The organism is Verrucomicrobiia bacterium (genome assembly GCA_035495615.1).
GTDB lineage: Bacteria > Omnitrophota > Omnitrophia > Omnitrophales > Aquincolibacteriaceae > DATJFP01.
In genome coordinates this window covers 25,796-46,020 of sequence record DATJFP010000002.1, presented here as the reverse complement: position 1 = coordinate 46,020, position 20,225 = coordinate 25,796, and the positions used below count along the sequence as shown (strand labels likewise).

Here is a 20,225-nt window from a genome sequence, read left to right as displayed (position 1 = left end):
GAACTGAGGACCGAAGAGAACAATCCTTTTGCCGGCAAAACGCCGCGGCAAATGATGGAGATGTACATGCAGGGCCGGCAGGGCGTGCCGGTGACTGAGGACGTGGAATATTTACTCGCGGAAGCCTTGTATCAAGCGGCTTATGAAAGCGAGGATCCCGATCCTGTAAAGTTCGGCGCGGCGTTCGTCAAAGATTACGAGGCCATTCTCGATTCCATCTCCGGCCGCGATTCTTTCCGTGAGGGCGCCAGGGACATCGGCCGCTGGGGGAATGTGCTCGACGCCATGGCGAAAGCAAACCTGCTTTATCACGGCAGCGTCGTGGACGGCTCGAACCTGGAATATCCCGGGCTCCTCGCGGTCATTCGCAAGGCGTTTGGCAAAATCGAAGGCGACTCCGCGCCCTACACCCGGCAGCGTTGGCTGCGTGCGCTTGTCGAGCTTGGAAAGCGGAGCCTGCCGGAATCCGATCTGAGCGGGGCCCTGGATTTTCTTCTGGAACAAATCAAACTCGCGCCGGCGAACATGAACCGCACGAAAGAATTGATCGCGTTCACGGCCGACATGTCGATCCGGATGTCGGGCGCCGATCTCAAAAAGCTCGCCGATGCCCATGTCGAATTCCTGCAGGCGGTAAAGGGGACCGGCTATGACGAGCTCACCCTGCGTCAGGCCGCTCAAGGGCTGGGAAAGATCGTGGCGCGGCCGGCATTCAGACGCGAGGACCGGATCGCGATGATGGCGGAGCTCAAAGACCTGCTTGAAAGTGTCCGGGGGACGACCAAGGATGCCCAGCTCATGCGCGTCGGGCTTGCGACCGCCTACATGCAGGCTTTCGTGGACGAGCAGAATCTGCGCGAGGGCGGTGAAGGAGATAAAATTCTTGAGCAGCTGGCTTTGATTTTCGCCGTGACTTCGGATGACGGCAAGAAAACGCCTTTCGCGATGGATAACTTCATGCCGAACCTTATCGCGATTTTTAAGGGAGCCAGCACCGCCCAGGTGCGCGGTCAAAGGCTTGCGGAACTTCCCGGGACGCTGCGCGACGAACTCAACCGCCAGACCGGCAAGGCCGAAGAAAAGCCGGCGCCTGATGACGGCGTCTGGCTGCACGCCGAAATGCGCGCTGCGGAAATCGTCCGGAGCCTGCGCGAAGCGGGGGCCGGAAAGGTCGAGCAGCAAAACGCGCTGCTGCGGGAACTGCTCAACCTGGTGCCGCAGCTGCCCGGCGAAAAGTATGAAGCGTTCCTGGATGACCTCCTGCTAAATCCTCCGGCGCTTGACGCGTCCTTGCATCCTACGCTGCTCAGCGTCGTGCGGCAGCTCGCAAGCCGCGCGCACGATCTGAATGCGCAGAGTTTGGCAAGGCGGAAAATCGGCGCCCTGCAAGCCCTCGATGCGAAGGCTGCCGGCTATGCCGGGCAATCGGAGCTGACCGTGGAATATGTGAATGGCCTGGTGATGAACCTTGGGGATCATGACCTGGCCCTCCTCGCCTCCGACACAGCGCTTACGGCCGTGGAACAGGCCGCGGCAAAAGGCGACTGGAAGGAAGAGGAGAAGCTCGGCCTTCTTGCGGGGTTTGTGAACCTGGGATTGCGTTATGCGGGAAATCATCCGTCCATTCCGGGGCTTACGGCGCGCATGATCAGCCTCCTCGAAAAAATGTCCGCGGACCGGTCCAAGGCCGAAATCGCCCGTGCGGAAATCGCGAACGGACTCTCTTATGCGCTTACGCTTACGGACAGGGACCCGGAGGTGCTGCGCCGCGCCGGAAATTGGGCCCTGGCGCAGATGCGGCAGATCATGACGGACCTGGACAAGCAGCTCGCTTCTCCGGACATGGTCATGATCGTCGATATCCTGGGGTATGCTTACGCCTCCATGGGCAAAGACGAGCGGCTTCTCGCGCGCGGTTTCATGCTCGACGCGTCGCGGAAAAATGCCGAGGCCTTGAAAAGCGGCATCCCGGAAACGCTGGCGCGCATGCTTGCCGCCGATCTCGGCCTGGATGAAGTGCAGGAAGACGAGATTTTGCCTTCCGCGCGCTCCCTCTTTTCGAAAGTCGCCGCGCCGCCGGACACGGACAAGGCTGTCGGCCTGTTTGCTTATGCCGGAAAATGGGAAGATTTGCTGCATGAAATGGGGCCCGCGGCGGATGCGGAGTCGCGCGGACGGAAGTTGGGCGACTATCTGAAAAAGCTGCAGGACGACATGGCCCGGCTGTCCGGCAAATCCGGAGGTGTCTCCGAAGATGCCGTGCCCGATGACGGTATTTGGACTCGGAGAAGAAACGAGCTCAGGGCCGCAATTTTTGGAGATGAGGACGAAGACGTCAAGGCCACGCCCTACTCGCGCATGGATGCTTCGCAGCTCGTGCTCGCGCTGGAAGCGGTTACGAAAGAGGACAAGGAATCGCACCGCACGCGTCTCGCAATCGCGTTTGAATTGTCCCTCCGGGCCGAAGAGGCTGTCGAGGCTCTCAAGGAGCACCCCGGACAGACGGGCACGGCCGTCCGGGAAAAGGATCTGCAGGCGCAGACTACGCTGCGCCAGGCGATCGCGGCGGCCACGGCGCAGTTAAAACGCATGCAGGACCGCAGCGAGCTTTCTTTCCGGGCGCGGTCCGGCCTTCTGCGCGTGCTGAAAGAGTCCGGAAAGACGACGAAACTCATTCCCGAAATTTACAATGTAACGAGCCGGGTGCTGGTGGAGGACCTCGAGACTTACAAAGGAGCTTCTCCCGCCGAAGCCGCGTTCCGGCGCGAAACGGCCCAGGCCCTGCCGCTGATTTTGGGCCGGAGCCTGAGCGGCGAAGGAAAGCGGGACGCATATCAACGGCTTCTCGCGCTGCTCGCGGAAGCGCCTGCCGACCTTGTCGTTGTGGAAGGCATTGCGGAAGCGCTCGAAGCCGGAGCGCATGCCTTCGGGCCCAGCGACGAAGTGAAGGGCGAGCCCGGGCGTATTTTTGCCGAGGCCCTTGGAAGAACCGATGCCAAAACACCCGAAGGGTTGAAAGCACTGGCCGCCCTGGGCGATGCCCTGTATCAATCGCTGTCGAGCCTTCCGTTCGCAAGCGTGGATTTGTCGGCAAGTATTTTGAAAAAACTGGAAGAGCTCGACGGTGGATCGGTGGAGGCGGCTGAGGCGGGCCGCGGGCTCGCATTCGCGCTGTCGGAAAGCGTGAAGGCGCTCGGGAAGGACGCCTATGCGGACTATGCCGCGGCCCTGGGGCGCGTGCTTTTCCGGATGCGCGGAGAGACCGAAGCGCATTTCGGATTTTACGAAGCGGCGCATGAGGTTCTCAAAAATCTTATGACGGATCCGCCGATCGACGGAGACGCGGAAGTCCGTTTCCGCGAAGCGATGGCCGGCTTGGCCCCGGTCCTGAAAGATCTTCTGACGTCCATTGACGGGATTGCGGCGCCAGCCCACAAGGCCCGCAGCGCTTTGGTTTTCGTGCTGGGCCGCGCCCTCTCCATCGCCGAACTGTCGGATCTGCAGCCGTACGTCGACGCCATTTTCGAAGCCTGGCGGAAGATGGAAGGTTCGCCCACCGGAAAGCAGGAGAACAAAGCGCGGCGTTACATGGTCCACGTCCTTGCCGGCATTCTCATGCAAAAGGGCAAAATCGAGAAAAGCATGGCGAATCGTTTCGTGGAGCTCATGCTGGCCGAAGCTCTTTTCCCGGCTTTGGAAGGCGCGAAGACCAACACGGCGGAAATGCCCGCGCGTTTTGCCCAGTTTCTGGCCTTTGCGGAAAGCTCGGCGACGCCGGAAATTTTCCGCGGAAAAGTCGCGGAATTCGTGGGAGGACAAAACGATTCCGTCACGCGCGGGCAGCCGGCGGCCGAGACCAAGCCCGGACCCGGAGAAGGCACGGTTGACGAAACGCTTTGGCTGTGGGCGGCGGATGCCGAGCCGCAGCATTCGGAGATGCGGACCCGGACCGCCGACGATGCTTTGGCGGAGCTCGACAAAATGTTCCAAGACATGGTCAGAGACCTCGAGCCCGGAGAACCCGTATCGACGATCGCCAGCAACTTCAGCCAGGAGACGGAAGCCGTTTTTCACCAGATCCTGCCGGAACATGTCCCGGCCGCGATGGCGGGAATCCGCGAACGGTTCGGCCGCCCCTGGACGTCGGAAGACCAGCTCAACGCTTACTGGTACGGACTTGCCTACGCCCTGGTCGGGCTGCCGGATGACGAGGGCGGTGAAGAACGCGCGGCCACGACGGAAACGCTGATGGCTTCCTGGCAGGCGGTCAAAGGAAACGATTGGCTGTCCGAGCAGGTCCGCGATCTGATCATGGTTGCGATGGGCCGCATTTTCCAAAGCCTGGACGAGGACGGTCTCAAAAATGCCGTGCGCCGCTGGACGGAAGGTTATGCCGCGATACAAGCGGCGAATGCGGGAAAGCTGGCGGGCGCCAAAAGCCTGGTCTCGGGCTTGGCTTATCTCATTCCCCGGATTTCCTTGTCGGAGTTTCCGGAACTCGTGCGCCTTTTGCAGGGTCTCGCCAATGAGATGGCCGCTAAAGGAGCGCGGGTCGAGAATTGGGCGTATGTCATCGACGAGTTTGGAGAAATGGCCAGACGGGCAGGGCCGGAAGATCTGGGCCTTATCCAGGACGCCGCTTATGACGCCTACGAAAAGGGCGAGAAGGTATGGAAGAGCGATACGAATTTCGACAACGCCTTCGGGCGTTTTCTCGCCGTCCTCCACTATCGCGTGCAAGGCCTCGAAACTCCGCGCGATACGAGCGACGACGTGAACCATAATCTTGCCCTGATTTATGAAGCTGCCTTGAAGACGAATCTGGCGCGTCCGGCGCGGGAACGCATTGCGCCGGTGATGCGGCAGGCCGTCGCTTTCATGGAGCAAACTCAGGACGATAGAGCGCTGCGAATCCAGAGACTCGGGGAATACGCGAGGGGATTGAGGCACGACGCCGAACGCCTGCAGCCGGGCAAAGCCGAAAAACCCGCGCCCGCGGACGATCTCTGGACGGCGGTGGAAGCCGGGGCAAAACCTTCCGAACTGCGGTCGATCGAAGATTTCAAGAGAGTCGTGGCCCGGGCTCGCGAAAATTTGGATAAAAATTCGACCGTGCCGGTTTTGTGGGGGCTGGATGGAACGATTAGTTCGGCGCCTGCGTCGATGCTTGATGCCATGTGGGACGAAGCCGTGAATGTCCTGTACGCGGGGCCTTCCCGGCAGGTCGAGCATTGGACGGACATTCCCGTGGCTTTTGCCGGACGGATTCCTCGGGCACAAGCCGTGGACAAAGCCGCGCAGGTTGCCGGCGTTCTGGCCGCGCTCGATCACTCCGATCCCAACAGCGCGGGGAAAAGCGATTTTTACCGCGCGTTTCTTCTGGAATTGATGGTGGAATACGAAAAGCCGGGCGGGCAGAAGGATTTCTCTCTCTATCCGGCCTTTGCCGAAACGTGGCTCAAGGCGCTGGAGAAGGCCGCGGCTTCCTTGACGGAAAGAGGCCTGGAACAGAGCGCTCTGTCGGACCTTCTTTACCGCGCCGTGATCAACGCGAAAGACGACGCGGCCGTCCGCGTCCTGGCGCCGCGCGTCCTGCAGCTTCTGGAAAACGCGAAAGGCGAAACGCCGGGGGCCCAGAATGCGCGGGCCTTCCTGATGAAAGCCTTTAGCCACCTAACCACCTTGCAGCCGGAAAACGCGGCCGAGCTTAAGCGTCGCGCCGCGGCCTGGGTGAGGGATTATCTTTCGAGCGCGAAAACTTTCGATGTGGAAGAGCTCGCCGCGTATGGCCAATTTATGCTGTCTATCCGCGGTTTGCCGCAGGGGGAACCGGGCGCGGCTTTCCGGGACAATTATCTCCGGGCGCTGAAGGCGGCGCAGCCGACCGTTTCGGAAGTGCCGGCGCAAGTCCTGTCGGAATTGCTTCTCCAGGATCTCGGCATCGACGGAGAAAATCGTGACGCGGCGAAAAATGTTTTCGAGGGTTTCTTCGGCAGGCAAAGCGCAAGTTTCTTCCGGGGTTACGGCGAGAAGCCGTTGTTTATCCGGGCCGGGCGGTGGAACGAGCTGCTTACAAGACTCAAAGAAGTCACCGATCCCGATAAGATGAGCGGTCTTCTGAATGGATACCTGGACATCCTGGCCGATGTCGAAACCCGTCAAACCGCTCCTGCCGGGGAAACTCCCGCCGCCGCTGAGCCGGATGAGACGCTTTGGCTCAAAGGCGAGCTCCGTGTGCAGCCGGAGGAAGGCGAGCGGGCGGCTTACGATGAATTTGTAAAGCTTGTCGCCGAATTCATGACTCAGGAAGCTCCGCCGGGAGAAGTGGGCTCTTATTTCGCCTCGGACGCTTTTAGGAACAAGCTCGAAGGACCGGTCCGTAAATTGAAACCTAGCTCGATTGTGGCGGGGCTGCGGCAAGCCTTCGAACGCGTTGATACGGCCACGCCGGAAGGCCGCAGCGCTTTCCGCCAATGGGTCCTCACGTTCCAGGTCCTGGAACGTTCGATGCCCAGCGGCCAGATCTTCGGCGTTGAGATTCTCGATCTGTTCCGGGAAGCGTTAAGCAAAATCCCGGAAAAAGAAAAAGGATCGAAGAACCCGCTTTGGGCCAGCATTATGGCCGCGTATTCCGTGATCGCCAGCAAGTTCGATTTGTCGATTATCGCGGGCACCGTGGACCTTTTGCTTGAAGAAAGCAGGGCCGGCGGAAATTATGCCTATGCGGGGCTTGCCATGCAGTCCCTGCCGCGCCACAAAATGCTTCCGGCCGATCTTTCGCGTCTCGGGCTGGCGCTGGCGCAGCGGGCGGTGCCGGTTGCGCGCGCTCTGGCCGCGCCCGCGGACAAGGTGACGCAGAAGGAACTTAACGAAGAGCTCGTCGATATTTTAGACGGCCTTTGGCGCGTCGCCGGTGCCGAAGGATTTCCCGCCGGGCAGGCCGCCGGCATCTTGGACTCTTTGAATCCTCTTGCCGGAGAAGAGGCTCTTTTCCAGACGGTTCGCGCCAACCCCAACAATAAGCTTATCGATGTCCTGTATTCGCTTGTTTTGATTCTCTCTACGGGAAATGCGAACGGGAAACCGTCCGTGAATCTGCAATTGATGGGAGCGCTGCGCAGCGCCTTCTCCGGCGAGTCCGCGCAGCGCGCGAAAATTTGGGGCGGGATCGCGCAAGCGCTGCAGGCCGCTCCGGATGTGCGGCTCGGAAAACTGGAAAGTTATCTGGCGGGCTTCGAAGATGAGCAGGCCCGGCAGAAGCCCGCGGAAGAATCGGCCGCGCCGGAAAATCAGGCGCCGGACGACGGAGTGTGGCTGCGCGGAGAATTGCGCACGTACAACGAGCAGCAGGCCCCCCTCAACAAACAAAAGCGGCCGGCCTACGATGAATTTGTGAAGCTTGTTTCCAGCTTCATAGCGCAGGAGCCCCCAGCGTCAGAGGCGGCATTCCGGGAGAGCACCAAGGCTTTAGGCAAAAGGTTGGGGGTCCCTGTCAGAAACCTGGGATCCGAGGAACTGATCTCGGGAGCGCGTCAAATACTCCGCGAAATCGATCCTTCAACGCCGCAAGGTTTTAAAGCTTTAAGGCAATGGGCCCTGGCGCTCTATGCTTTGGAAGAGGCCCTGCCCAGAGGGCTGAAATTCGGCCCAGGCATGGTGGAAGTGTTCCGGGAAGCTTTCGATAAAATCTCGGAGAAAGGAAGGCTCAATCCGCTTTGGAACGAAATGACCCTTGCTTTCACCGTCATCGGGCGCAATGTCCAATCCGCGGTTTTGGGGAGTGCCGTGGATTTGTTTCTCGATGAAAGCCGATCCGCCGGAGATTATTCCGGCGTTGGCAGTTCCACGCAATCGTGGCCTCTTGAGGAAATCCCTTTGGAAGTCCGGGCGCGCTTTGCTTTGTCGCTTGCCGGACGGATCGCTCCGCTTGCATCGTCCCTGACCGCCGCGCCGGATGCGTCGCGGAACTATCTTTCTTCAGAAATGGGTAATGTTCTATTCGGCCTTGGGAATGTATTGCGGACGAAAGATTTTCCTGCCGGCCAAGCCGCCAAGGTTTTAGATGTTTTGTCGCCGCTTGTGGAAGACGATGCCGCGCTCCAGGCCTTCAGCGGCCAGAATGAAACCACTTTTATCCACGTCCTGGGAACTCTGGTTTTCTTTCTGAGCACCGGCAAGCCCGATCTGCCTGTGCTGGAGGAGCGGCCGGTGATCCAAGCGATTCAAAACGCGTTCTTCGGAAAACCCGTGCGGCGGAAGGAAATCTGGCGGGAAATCTTGCAGGCACTGCAGGCTCCTCAGGGCGAACGGTTCCCGAAGATCGAACGCTATCTGGCGGCTTCCGAAGATGAGCAGGCCCGGCAGCGGCCGGGAGAAAGCGCGGCGGAGCCTCCGGCGCACGACGAGCTGTGGATGCGGACGCAGACGAAACGGCCGGAACTCCGCGCCGAGCCGATGCCCGCGAACCTCTTGCTGGACATGTTCCTGGTCAAAGGACAAATCGGCGAGCGCGCCTTGAAGGAACTTTTCGACAGCCTGGATAAGCAAGAGCCGAAAGAACTCGAAGAGCTTGGGGGCCGGCTCAAAAAGATTTTCGAAAATCCCGCGTCAATCGCAGACACGCCGTTTTATCAGAACCGCAAGCTTGAAGCGCTTTTGAAAGCCATGCAGCCGCGTGCATCGACGGGATTCAAACTCCCGGCGGCGCTGCATCCGGCTTTCGTCGCGGCCGCGGGCGTCATTAAATCGCAGTCGCTGCTCGAAGACCGCCAGAATATCGAGCTGGCTTTGAAAGGGCTTTTTAATGACTGGCGCCGGTACAAAAAAACTTTCTCCACCCAAACACGCCTTGCCATCGCTGCCCAATGGGCCGACGCGTTCACGGAGTTTTCCGGGTCGGCCGAAGGCCTCAAAAACTTCGCGAGCTTCTTCGGCATGATCGACGAATGGCAGCCGTACGAAGATTACGAAGCGGCGTCCGTGCCCCTCCAGGAAATGATCCGCAAGGATTCGGAAAGACTTCTTGGGTATCTGGAGCTTCTGCCGGCCGCGAAGGAAGGCTATGCGGCTGTCGCGGGCCTGGCGGCCCCGGAGCTGTTCAGCCATATGCCGGACCTCGGGGCATTTTACCGGGTCCTCGTCGGGCGCCTCGAAGCGGCCGCGGGTAAAACTCCCGACGCCATGAAAAGCGTGATCTATCTTTCTGTTCTCTACGAGGTGATCGAGGCGCACGCGGAACGCGGCATCAAAGACGATTTTACGCAGGAAGACTTCACGCGCCTCGACGGCATTCTCGAGAAATTGCAAGTGGTCTCTCCCGGCACGCCGGAAGGACTGATCCTTTGGAGAGAGAGCGCCGCCGTTCAATCCGTTCTGGTCGACCTGCTGCCGTCGAGCAGGATGGAAGCGCTGAACCGGCGCATGGCGGCTGCGATTCCCGAGCTGCAGCGTCATTATACGTCTCCCGAGTCTCTGCCTTCGAGTGATGACTCTACCTTCCACCTGATGGCGACCGCGCTTGGAGAAGCATGGGCGAAATCGCTGTGGCGGATTCTGGGGAATGAAAAGGAGCCCAAGCCGGCGGGGTATGGTAAAGGAGCTTCTTTGATTTCAGTCTTCGGAGGCGCCTATGCGTCGCTGGTCATCTGGCTGCGCGGTCCCGGCGGGCGTGAGGTCACGACGGGCATGCTGAGCCAGCTGGCCTCCCTCGCCGCCCGGAAAGATCTGGATAAAAAGCAAATGGCCGGTCTCGTCGACGAATTTAAAAAAGCCACGTTCGAGCATTTGAAACGGTTTGGCCCATCGGCCGCGGCTGAGTCCTCAAAGGAACCTCCGCCGGACGATCTTTGGCTGACAGCGGAAGTTGGGGGTGCCAGCCGGCCTGAATTGCGCACCGACACGCCGGCTGCGACCACGCTGCTCAATCAATTCCTGGCGCTCAAAGGCCGCCCCAATCACCGCGCCATGAGAGAGACCGCCAAACAGCTTTACGAAACTCTGGACCAGCAGACGCCCGAGGAGCTCGGCCGGCTCGCGGAACGGCTCAAGGCGATTTTCGAAAATCCCGCGTCGATCGAAGACGACGATCTTTTCCAGCGCATCAAGCTCGAGGAACTCTTGAACGTCCTGCGCCCGCAGCGCCTGGCCTTGCTGGGCGGGCCCGCTCACTTGGTAAAACCTCTGGAACCCGCGCTCGTGGCGGCCGCGGGCGCGCTCAAGACCCAGTGGCAGCTGAAAGATACCCGGAACGCCACAGGGACCCTCGATAACATTTTCGACACCTGGCGCGGCTACGCGAAATCTTTGTCGCCGCAGACGCGTCTTGCCTTCGTGTCCGCGTGGCTGGACGCGCTTCCGGATCTTGCCGGAGCCGCGCCCGAGAGAGCGCGCGCGGCCCAGATCGCCTTGAAGCTTGCCGCGTCCTGGTATTCTTACGCGCAGGACGAAGAAACAAGGGAAGGTTACCGGGACATGATGCGCGGCGCGGGCGGAAAAATCCTGACGTATCTGGACAACATGCCGGCCGACGCCCAGAGTTTGAGCGGGATTTCGGCCCTCGATTTCGCGTCGACGCTCATCCGGGTCGAAGATCTCGGGGCGGTTTACAGGCTCCTCGTCGGCCGTTTGGAGCCGACGGAAGGCGGGGCGCTCAGTCCGGAAAAAATTTCGACGTATCTTACCGTGATCAGCGCCGTCCTGCGCGTGCATGACGACCGCAGCTACAAAGCCGATTTCAAGGCGGAGGATTTCGTGAAGCTGGACGGCATTCTCCAAAGGCTTCTAGCCGCAACGGCTCCCAACACGCCGGCAGGAATTCTCGTTTGGAGAGATGCCGCCGCGGTCTTCGCCCGCCTTGCCGACGCGCTGCCCGCGGATCAGCTGAAAGATTTCAATAAGCGCATAGGCGCTTTTATTCCGGAACTCAAGCGCTTCTTTTCGCCGGGGACCACCCTCGACAACAACTTCAATGATATTTATCCGGTCATGGCCAGCGAGATGGGGAAAGCCTGGGCAAAATCGCTGTGGCGGGCCTTGGGCAGGGAAAAGGAATATTCGGAATTCGTCAGCGATCCCACCGTCACCGGGAAACTCGGAAGCGCTTATCAGCTTTTGGCCCTTTCACTGCTTCGCCGCGGGGGTGCGGCGATCACGGAGGGCGCGCTGAATGATCTCGAGGCCATTGGCATCCGCAGCGGAGACAAAAAGGAAATCCTCGGACTTATCGCCGGTTTCGAAAAAACGACGATGGAAAATGTCCAACGCTTCGACGGAACCGCGGCGCAGGAGCCGCCGAAGGAAGCGCCCGCGGACGAACTCTGGCTGGGGAAATCGGAACTCCGAAGCCTGACCCAGGCGTTGACCGGAGCCGCCGCGATTGATGCGGGGAAGGCCGCCCGGGACTTGGAGGCGCTGAGGGCCGGGGGACAGACGGCGCCCGCTGTGGCCGATGCGGTGAGGAAAGGCGTGATGCGCGGCATCGATGAAGCCGAACAGGAAGCGGTGCAGAACGCCGCGGTCCTGACGGACAACCTGCTCGGGCTCAAAGAATCCGAAAGAGGCGCGCCGCTGGGCGTTTTTGGAAACTTGTTTGGAAGGTTCGGCGCGTTCCGCACGGCGCGCCTGGACGCGGACGTCACGCGTTTCGGAGAACGCCTCGCGCTGATCCTGCAGACTGCGTCGGGACTCCTGGGCGTGCCGCAGGGGTATGCCGCTCCCGAAACGCCGCAGTTCAGCCAGGAAGACACCGCGGCCGCGGAAACTTATCTTGCCGCTCTGCGTTCGATCCAGCAAAGCGCGATGCTCGAGTATCAAGTGGGCGATGCGTGGCGCGAGCATGCCGACAGGTCCGCGCTTTATCAGGGACTCATCGATGCGGCCATCAATACGGCCATCGTGAACCGGAACGTGCGCGTGCGGCTCGTCGTGAATTCGCGCGACGACAAGAAAGAACTGATCCGCCTGCTGAACGGCGTTTCGGGAAATCTGGCGCGCAAACTCATTTCTTCCGGCAGCCTTGCGGTTCTTACCGCGCCCGAACGCGATTCCAAATTGCGCGTGGAAGGCCCGGCGGATCTGGTGATCGCGCCCAATCCCGAAGACATGCTGCGCCGGTCGCAGGCCCGCGAATCGCTCGATGCCGCGCGCTTCGGCGACGAAAAGCCGATCGCGAAGGCGGCTTCCGCCACTCCCGCGCAGCTGCTTCTTGCCGGCGTGACTGCGCTTTCGAACAAAACCGTCCATGGCCTGCAGCGCCTCGAAAACGGAGTGATCCGCATCGAAAACGAAGGCGCGCTCAACGCTTTCGAGTACATGGCCAGCCGTCTTGCCCTCGAGGCCGAGACCGCCGCGCAGCTCAAGGCCGCGGCTTAAGCTTTCTTGTTGTCCCGTAACTCTTTTAAAGCAAATGGGTTAGCCTTGGAATGGGCTTGGGGCGAGGTCAGGCTTTTGGCCGCGTGAGATGGGCGGGCGATAAAACTTTTTCGAGTTCCGCAGGCTTCATGAGTTTTTTCCGCAGCACGACTTCCCGCAGCGTTTCGCCGGTCTTCAGCGCTTCTTTCACGCACGCCGCGGCCTGCGAATATCCGATGACGGGATTGAGCGCCGCGGCAATGCCGAAACTTGTTTCCGCGTAATGCTCGCAGCGCGCCGCGTCCGCGGTGATGCCGTCGATGCAATGGATTTTCAAAAGGCGCGTGATGTTCTTCAGGATTTCAAGCGACTGCAGCAGGTTGTGCGCGATCACCGGACGCATGACGTTCAATTCGAGCTGGCCCGCGCCCGCGGCCATGGCGACCGCCGCGTCGTTGCCGATGACCTGGAACGCGCATTGCGCCGCGGCTTCCGGCATCACCGGATTGATTTTTCCCGGCATGATGGACGAGCCGGGCTGGCGCGGCGGCAGCCGGATTTCCGCGAGGCCCGTCAAAGGGCCGGAGCTCAGAAGACGCAGGTCATTGGAAACCTGGAGCAGGGAAAGCGAATAATCCCGCAGCGTTCCGGAAACCGCGGCGAGGTCCGCGTCGGACTGCATGACTTCGAAAAGGTCGGCGGCGCTGCGCAAGCGGAAACCGGTCTGGGATTTCAGGAAGCCGATGACTTTGCGGCGGTAGGCGAGCGTGGTGTTGAGCCCTGTGCCCACGGCCGAGCCGCCGAGGCCGAGCTCCAGGAGGTTTTCCGCCAGTGTTTCCACGCGGCCGCGGGCTTTTTCAAACTGGCGTGCCCAGCCTCCGAATTCCTGTCCGAGCGTGACGGGCGCCGCGTCCTGCAGGTGCGTTCTTCCGGCCTTCACGATTTTTTGGAAAGCCGCGGCTTTGCGCTTCAGAGACGTTTCGAGAACGCGCGACGACTCGCCGAAAGAACGCGCGAGCTTGTAAGCGGCAAGCCGCATCGCGGTCGGCACCACGTCATTGGTGGACTGGCCCATATTCACGTGATCGTGCGGGTTCAGAAAAGCGTAATCGCCTTTTTTGCGGCCGAGGATTTCAAGGGTGCGGTTGGCCGCGACTTCGTTGAAATTCATATGCGCGGAAACGCCGGCCCCGGACTGCAGCACGTCGGTGGGGAACTGATCCGCGAGCCTGCCGGCCAGGATTTCGTCGCAGGCGCGGACAATGGCGCGGGCGCGCCGGGCATCGAGGCGCCGCAGCGCGAGATTGGCGCGGGCCGAGGCCTTTTTGATCATGGCCAGCGCCCAGATGAAATCCGGGTGGAAGCGCAGTCCCGTCACGGGAAAGTTTTCAAGCGCGCGCGCGGTTTCCGCGCCGTAATAAACGGAGGCGGGCACGCTTTTCCTGCCGAGAGAATCTTCTTCGACGCGTGTTTTCATGGCAAAAGGATTATAGCAAAAGGAAAGGAGCGGCTATAATCCTTTGTTCCTTTCCCGCTGCATGGACGGGGACAGGTCTTTAGACCTGTCCCCATGGGTTTGAATGCATGAGGCTGATTGAAGGCTAGTTAACCTTTGCTGGACAAATATGAGAACAAGAATTTTAGGAAAAACCGACCTCAAAGTCACCGAACTGGGACTGGGCTGCCAGTCGCTGGGGGGCAGCTTCCATTATAAGGACGACAAGGAAGCGCTGGCCGTGCTTTCGGCCGCCCTCGATGCCGGCATCAATTTCTTCGACACGGCCGACTCTTATGCGCTCGGTCACAGCGAGCGGCTGATCGGGAAGGCCCTGAAAGGCCGCCGGGACAAAGCCGTCATCACGACCAAGGCGGGCTACGTTTACACGCGGCTCGGAACCGTGGGCCAGGTGTGGGGCCCGCGCCTGTCTTTCCTCTCGCCGCTTCTGCGTCCTTTCCGCGCCCCGCTCAACGAAGCGCGCTATCTTTTCCAATACCGGAATTTTTCGCCGCGCCATCTGGCCGGCGCCGCGGAGGCCTCGCTTCGCCGCCTGGAAACGGACTATGTCGATCTGTTTCTTCTCCATGACCCGTCTCCGAAGCTGCTGGAAATCGAAGAAATCTGGCAGACGCTCGAAAAGCTGAAGAGGGAAGGGAAGGTGCGCCATTACGGCATTTCCTGCATTACCGAGGGCGATGCGATGGATTTTCTGAAGCGGATGCCGGTGCCCGTGCAGGTCACGGTAAACCTGATTGATCAGGAGGCGCTGGACGGCCTGCTGCCGCATGCCGCGCAAACCGGCGCGGGCATTATCGCGAGACTGCCGTTTGCCCGCGGCCTTTTGACCGGGGCGTCGGATACCAAGGCCGACCAGGTCACACGCCATCCCAAAGTCATCGCGGAACGGAAAAAGCGCGCGGAGAAATTCCGCTTTCTTGCAAAGGAAGGCAGGAGCATGGCGCAGGCCGCGCTCCGTTTTGTGCTGGACCAGCCGGGAATTTCGACCGTGATCCCGGGCGTCAGCCGCCGCGCTCATTTAAAGGAAGCGCTTGCCGCGCTCGATCTCCCGGCGCTCAGCGCAGAAGAAATGGCGGCCGCGCGTGAAACAAATCGCCCCTCTCCCTAACCCTCTCCCCGCGAGCGGGGAGAGGGAAGGGTGAGGGGAAGACTTCAAACGGCTTTCCGTTCTTCCGGTTCCTGGTAATTCGTGTGGGAATAAATTTCCACTTCCTGGCCTTCGCGCACGTACGCTCTCACGGCCATCGTCGCACCGACGGCGCCGCCCCACGCTCCCGCGCCCATGCCCAGCAGGCTCGCGATGAGGAAAGCCCAAAGCCCGGCGCTCGCCACGTCGCCGCCTTTTTCAGCGGCACGTCCCGCGTTGTCCTTCGCCTGCTCGGTCTTACCTTGCACGCCGCCCACGATCTGATTAATATCCTGCTCGCTGAGCGAGGTGTTGTCCGCGAGCATGCGTTTGGCGCTCTCGGTGTCTCCCTTGGCAATGGCCGCGGCGACCTGCTGCGCGACCTGAGGCTGCAGGTCGTTCATGGCGCGGTTGATGTTGTCCGAGGAAACCTGTCCGCCGGTCACTCCTGAAACAGCGCGTGCCGTCGCCGCCTTGGCCGCGTCTCCGAGACCGCCGAGGTTCTGGCCCTGCGCCGTCTGCACGATGCCGTGCGTGGCTCCTGCGCCCGCGGCGGCAACCATCCCGGCCTGAACGGTACCCAGGAAAAGCGTCATGATTCCGGACAAGGCCCAGACGATCAGCCCGTGAAAAGCGCCGCTCGAGCGTCTTTCGAAGCCCGCCAGCCTCCCCGTGATCACCGAACCCGTAAACGTAGCGATGATCCAGGCCGCGACCATCCACACGCCCGTCCCGATCGTCACTTCACCCTCGATGCGGTTCATCGCCGATAAAGTCGTCACCCCGACGGCCGCTCCGAGTAAATAAAGCAGCATGGCAAACGCATAGGCAAAGATCCAGCCGCCGAAAATAGCGCCCCAGCTTATCGTGGGACGAAAAGTTGTCACTGAATTGGTTTTTTCGATCATAGCTTCCTCCTTCTTCGCCTTCCCCAGTATCGGGTCGGCCATCCTGAAATGTCATCTCGTCACGTGAAGGCATTCTAGAGCGGCTGAAAATGCGGCAGTATCGGGGGAAAGGCCATTTGCTCCTAATGGGAATCCGTGGGCCCGCCCCGAAAACCTCACCCCTTTTTCAGAGAAAGCATGACGGCCTTTTTAAAGCGCTGAAGGTAGAATGCGGGCGGTGAAGCCGGATGCTTTGCCGATCCGCCCGATCGACGGCGCGGAGATTTTTTTCCGTTGGGAGTCCGCGCATGAGTCGCACAGCAAAAAATGGGGAGCTTTCTTTAGGCGCGCGCGTTGAAAAAGGAGGCGTCTTTTTCCGCGTGTGGGCGCCGTCGTCCCGGAAGGTCGAAGTCCTTTTCCAGAACGGACGCGCTTTTCCGCTGCGCCGCGAAAGCCGGGGTTACCATTCCGGCAAGGTTCCCGGCGCGAAAGCGGGGCAGGCTTATTGGTACCGTCTGGACGGCGGAGAAAAATATCCGGATCCGGTGTCCCGTTTCCAGCCGCGCGGGCCGCACGGCCCTTCGCAGGTCGTGGACCCGGCCGCGTTCCGGTGGACCGACCGCGCATGGAAAGGCGCGGCCGTGAAAGGCCAGGTGATTTACGAATTGCATGTCGGCACGTTCACGCGCGAAGGAACGCTGGACGCGGCGCGGCGCCAGCTGCCGGAGCTGAAGCGCGCGGGCATTACGATGATCGAAATGATGCCGGTCGCGGATTTCCCCGGCAAATGGAACTGGGGTTATGACGGGGTGGATTTTTTTGCGCCCAGCCGCGTCTATGGGGATGCCGAAGCGCTCAAGCGGTTCGTGAACGCGGCGCACCGGATCGGGATGGCCGTTATCCTGGATGTCGTCTATAACCATTTCGGGCCCGACGGCAATTATCTTTTTTGCTTCAGCAAGTATTACAATTCGCCGCGGCACAAAAGCGAATGGGGCCCGATGCCGAATTACGACGGCCAGGATTCGGGTCCCGTGAGGGACTTCATGATTCAAAACGCCTGCTACTGGATTTCGGAATTCCACATGGACGGCCTGCGTCTGGACGCCACGCAAAGCATCGTCGATTCAAGCCGCGAATATTTTCTCGCGGAGCTTTCCCGGAAAACCCGGGCCGCGGCCGGAGGCAGAAATATCGTGCTCCTCGCGGAAAACGAACCGCAGCAAACGCGCCTCATAAGGCCGCGGGCGGAAGGTGGCTACGGCCTCGACGCGGTCTGGGCCGACGATTTCCATCATTCGGCACGGGTCGCCCTTACCGGAATGAACGAGGCCTACTTCACGGATTATCCCGGCAAGGCGCAGGACATCCTCGCCGCGGTGCGGCACGGCCATTTGTACCAGGGCCAATGGTACCGCTGGCAAAAGAAGAAACGCGGCGAGACTACGCGCGGCCTCCAGGCCCCGGCCTTCGTGCATTTCCTGCAAAACCACGACCAGATCGCCAACTATTATTCCGGGGAACGGCTCAACGTGATTTCAAGCCCGGAACGCTATCGCGCGCTGACGGCGCTGATGCTTCTGTCTCCGGCCACGCCGCTGCTTTTCATGGGGCAGGAATTCGGCAGCACCAGTCCGTTTCCTTTTTTTGCCGACCACAACCACGAGCTGGCCCCGCTCGTCACCAAGGGCCGCAAGGAATTTTTTGAACAGTTTCCTTCTTTTAAGAAGCCCGAGGCGCAAAAGAAAATTCCGGACAGTTCCGCTCCGGAAACGTTTTACCGCGCGAAGCTGGATTTTTCCGAGCGCCGCAAGAACGCGCCCGCCTACCGCTTTCATAAAGACCTTCTCGCGCTGCGAAAAAAAGATCCGGTGATCGCGCGGCAATCCTGGGACCTGCTGGACGGCGCCGTGCTGAACGACCAGTGCTTCGTGCTGCGCTACGATGGCGGGGAAGACGGCGACCGCCTGCTCGTCGTGAACCTCGGCCCCGCTTTCCGTTACGATCCCATGCCCGAGCCCTTGATGGTTTCGCCGCAAGGCCGTTCGTGGAAGCTTGTTTTGTCCAGCAGCGATCCTTCTTACACGGGACGGCGGAAAAAAAAGCAGCCTTTTTCCTTCTGGAACATCCCCGGCGAGACGACGCTTTTTTTCACCGCGCACGAGACCAAGAACGCGAAAGGAGCTCGCCATGCTTGAAAACCGAGTAATCGACATTCCCTGGAAGGCCGGCGGGGACGCGCAAGCCTTGCTGCAGCGGGAATGGCTCGTGACCAACGGCCTGGGCGGCTATGCGTCCGGCACGGTACACGGCGCGTCCACGCGGCGCTATCACGGCCTTCTGGTGCCGAACCTTCCGTCACCCCGAGGCCGCACGTCGCTGGTCCCGCAATTCGAGGAATCGGCCGAGGCCGGCAAGGACCGCGTTGTTTTTTCCTGCGGGGAAAATCGTGACGGGCAATCCGAAAGCCAGGCGGCCGCCTGCCTGAAGAGCTTCCGCCTCGAATGGCGGCTGCCGGTCTGGCAATTCGAGTGGAAAGGACGCCTTTTCGAAAAGCGGCTCCTGATGCCGCACGGCATGAGCACGGTGTACGTCGAATACCGGATGATCGAAGGCGAGCCCGTGAGGCTGCACCTGCGTCCGTATTTCGGCATGCGTTCGCACGAAAAACTTTCCGAGGCCGCGGTGTGGCCGTTCACGTTCGTAATCAAGCAGGGCCGGCACGAAATCCACGCCGAGCCGCACGCGGGCTTTGAATTGAAGATGGGACTCGGGCCGGATGCCATCTTCTGCTCGAAGGAGAAAAAAAATCATTTTTTTTACCGCGTGGAAAAAGAGCGCGGGCTCCCGGACGGCGAATTTCTTTTCAGCCCCGGCTATTTCCGCGGCACGCTCGAGCCCGGGCGTCATCTTGTTTTTTTTGCGAGCACTGAGCCCTGGGAATACCTCGAAGCGGATTTCGACAAAATCCAGGAGAGCGAGCTCGCGCGGCTGCGCAAACTGCTCCAGGCCGCGCCCGAGCCCATGCAGTCGGGCATGGCCGCGGAACTGGTCCTGGCCGCGGACCAATTCATCATCCTCCCCGGCAACCGCGTCCGCGAGAACATGCTGATCAAGGCTTCAGGCGAGCACGTGCGCACCGTCATTGCCGGTTATCATTGGTTCACCGACTGGGGCCGCGACACCATGATCAGCCTCGAAGGGCTGTGCCTTTGCACGGGCCGTTTCGACGAGGCCAAGGCCATCCTCCGCACCTTTGCGAATTACATCCGCGACGGGCTTTTGCCCAATCACTTTCCCGAAGGCGATAACCAGGCGGTCTACAATACAGTGGACGCCACGTTCTGGTATTTCCATGCGCTCGAACGCTACCTCCAATACGTGCACGACCCGCAGACGCTGGAAATCCTTTTCCCGGTGCTCCGGGCCGTCATTGAAAAGCACATCCAAGGCACCGCGTACGGCATCGGCATGGACAAAGAAGACGGGCTCATCCGCGGCTCCATCGATCATTACGCGCTGACGTGGATGGACGCAAAGGTCGACGATTGGGTCGTGACGCCGCGGCGGGGAAAGCCGGTCGAGATCCAGGCGCTTTGGTACAACGCGCTCCGGCTCATGGAGGAATGGTCTGCGGTCTGCGAGCCGTCCTGCGGCGGCTTTTTCGCGGATCTCGCCGCGCGCGTCCATGAATCTTTCCACAAGCGTTTCTGGTACGCGGAAGGCCGCTACCTCTACGACCTCGTGGACGGAGAAAAAGGCGACGACGCGAAGCTGCGGCCCAACCAGATTTTCACGCTCTCGCTCCGCCACCCGCTGCTGAAAAAAGACTACGGCCCGGCGGTCCTGGAAAGCGTGCGCGACAAACTGTTCACGCCGTTCGGGCTGCGGACGCTGGCCCCCGGCGATCCGGAATACCAACCGCATTACCGCGGAGACCGCCGTGCGCGCGACGCGGCGTACCATCAGGGTTCGGTCTGGCCCTGGCTCATCGGCCATTATCTTAGTGCCTGGCACGCGGTGCATGGGGATAAGGAGGCGTTCCAGGTTTTCCAGGATGCGATGCAAAGGCATCTGGCCGACGACGGGATCGGCTCCATCAGCGAAGTCTTCGACGCGGAAGCACCGTTCGAAGCGGGAGGCTGCATCGCGCAGGCCTGGAGCGTCGCCGAAGCACTGCGCCTCATGTACGCCCAGCGCGTGGCCCGCAAGGCGCGCGACGAAGCCCGCCAGAAAGCGGCGGTGTAGCATGGCTTTTTCTCGGGAGGAATCTCTAGGGCAGGGCCGTGAGCCGAATTTTTTCCTTGTTTAAACCGCAGGCCGGTATTACCATGAAAAAGTGAACCTT

Annotated in this window: 6 protein-coding genes; 4 read left to right on the top strand and 2 right to left on the bottom strand. The window is 60.7% G+C overall.

The window, feature by feature from the left end; translation table 11 throughout:
* Nucleotides 1-51 precede the first annotated feature (51 nt).
* Nucleotides 52-12,369 carry a hypothetical protein gene (locus VL688_00145; GenBank protein HTL46458.1) on the top strand — a complete coding sequence of 4,106 codons (12,318 nt, stop codon included), beginning with the start codon at nucleotides 52-54 and terminating at the stop codon, nucleotides 12,367-12,369.
* Nucleotides 12,370-12,436: 67 nt separating this feature from the next.
* On the opposite strand, the gene VL688_00140 is transcribed toward VL688_00145, so the two are convergent.
* Nucleotides 12,437-13,825 carry an aspartate ammonia-lyase gene (locus tag VL688_00140; protein ID HTL46457.1) on the bottom strand — a complete coding sequence of 463 codons (1,389 nt, stop codon included), beginning with the start codon at nucleotides 13,823-13,825 and terminating at the stop codon, nucleotides 12,437-12,439.
* A 148-nt stretch (nucleotides 13,826-13,973) separates the two neighbouring features.
* On the opposite strand from VL688_00140, the gene VL688_00135 reads away from it, so the two are divergent.
* The gene (locus VL688_00135) at nucleotides 13,974-14,972 is read left to right on the top strand and encodes an aldo/keto reductase (GenBank protein ID HTL46456.1); all 999 of its coding nucleotides are present in this window, start codon (nucleotides 13,974-13,976) and stop codon (nucleotides 14,970-14,972) included.
* 44 nt (nucleotides 14,973-15,016) lie between these two features.
* Here VL688_00135 and VL688_00130 read toward each other — a convergent pair whose 3' ends face one another.
* Nucleotides 15,017-15,898, bottom strand: coding sequence for a hypothetical protein (locus VL688_00130; protein HTL46455.1), 882 nt, complete (start codon nucleotides 15,896-15,898; stop codon nucleotides 15,017-15,019).
* Between the two features lie 287 nt (nucleotides 15,899-16,185).
* Between VL688_00130 and treZ the strand changes: the two genes are divergently transcribed.
* Nucleotides 16,186-18,075, top strand: coding sequence for a malto-oligosyltrehalose trehalohydrolase (gene treZ / locus VL688_00125; protein HTL46454.1), 1,890 nt, complete (start codon nucleotides 16,186-16,188; stop codon nucleotides 18,073-18,075).
* Nucleotides 18,068-20,125, top strand: coding sequence for an amylo-alpha-1,6-glucosidase (locus tag VL688_00120; GenBank protein HTL46453.1), 2,058 nt, complete (start codon nucleotides 18,068-18,070; stop codon nucleotides 20,123-20,125). The genes treZ and VL688_00120 overlap by 8 nt, the downstream gene beginning before the upstream one ends.
* Nucleotides 20,126-20,225: the final 100 nt, after the last annotated feature.

Bases quoted from the DNA above. Each gene is read 5' to 3' on its own strand.
- VL688_00130 (HTL46455.1), bottom strand. From the start codon at position 15,898: ATGATCGAAAAAACCAATTCAGTGACAACTTTTCGTCCCACGATAAGC.
- VL688_00135 (HTL46456.1), top strand. From the start codon at position 13,974: ATGAGAACAAGAATTTTAGGAAAAACCGACCTCAAAGTCACCGAACTG.
- VL688_00120 (HTL46453.1), top strand. From the start codon at position 18,068: ATGCTTGAAAACCGAGTAATCGACATTCCCTGGAAGGCCGGCGGGGAC.
- VL688_00140 (HTL46457.1), bottom strand. From the start codon at position 13,825: ATGAAAACACGCGTCGAAGAAGATTCTCTCGGCAGGAAAAGCGTGCCC.
- treZ (HTL46454.1), top strand. From the start codon at position 16,186: ATGAGTCGCACAGCAAAAAATGGGGAGCTTTCTTTAGGCGCGCGCGTT.
- VL688_00145 (HTL46458.1), top strand. From the start codon at position 52: ATGATGGAGATGTACATGCAGGGCCGGCAGGGCGTGCCGGTGACTGAG.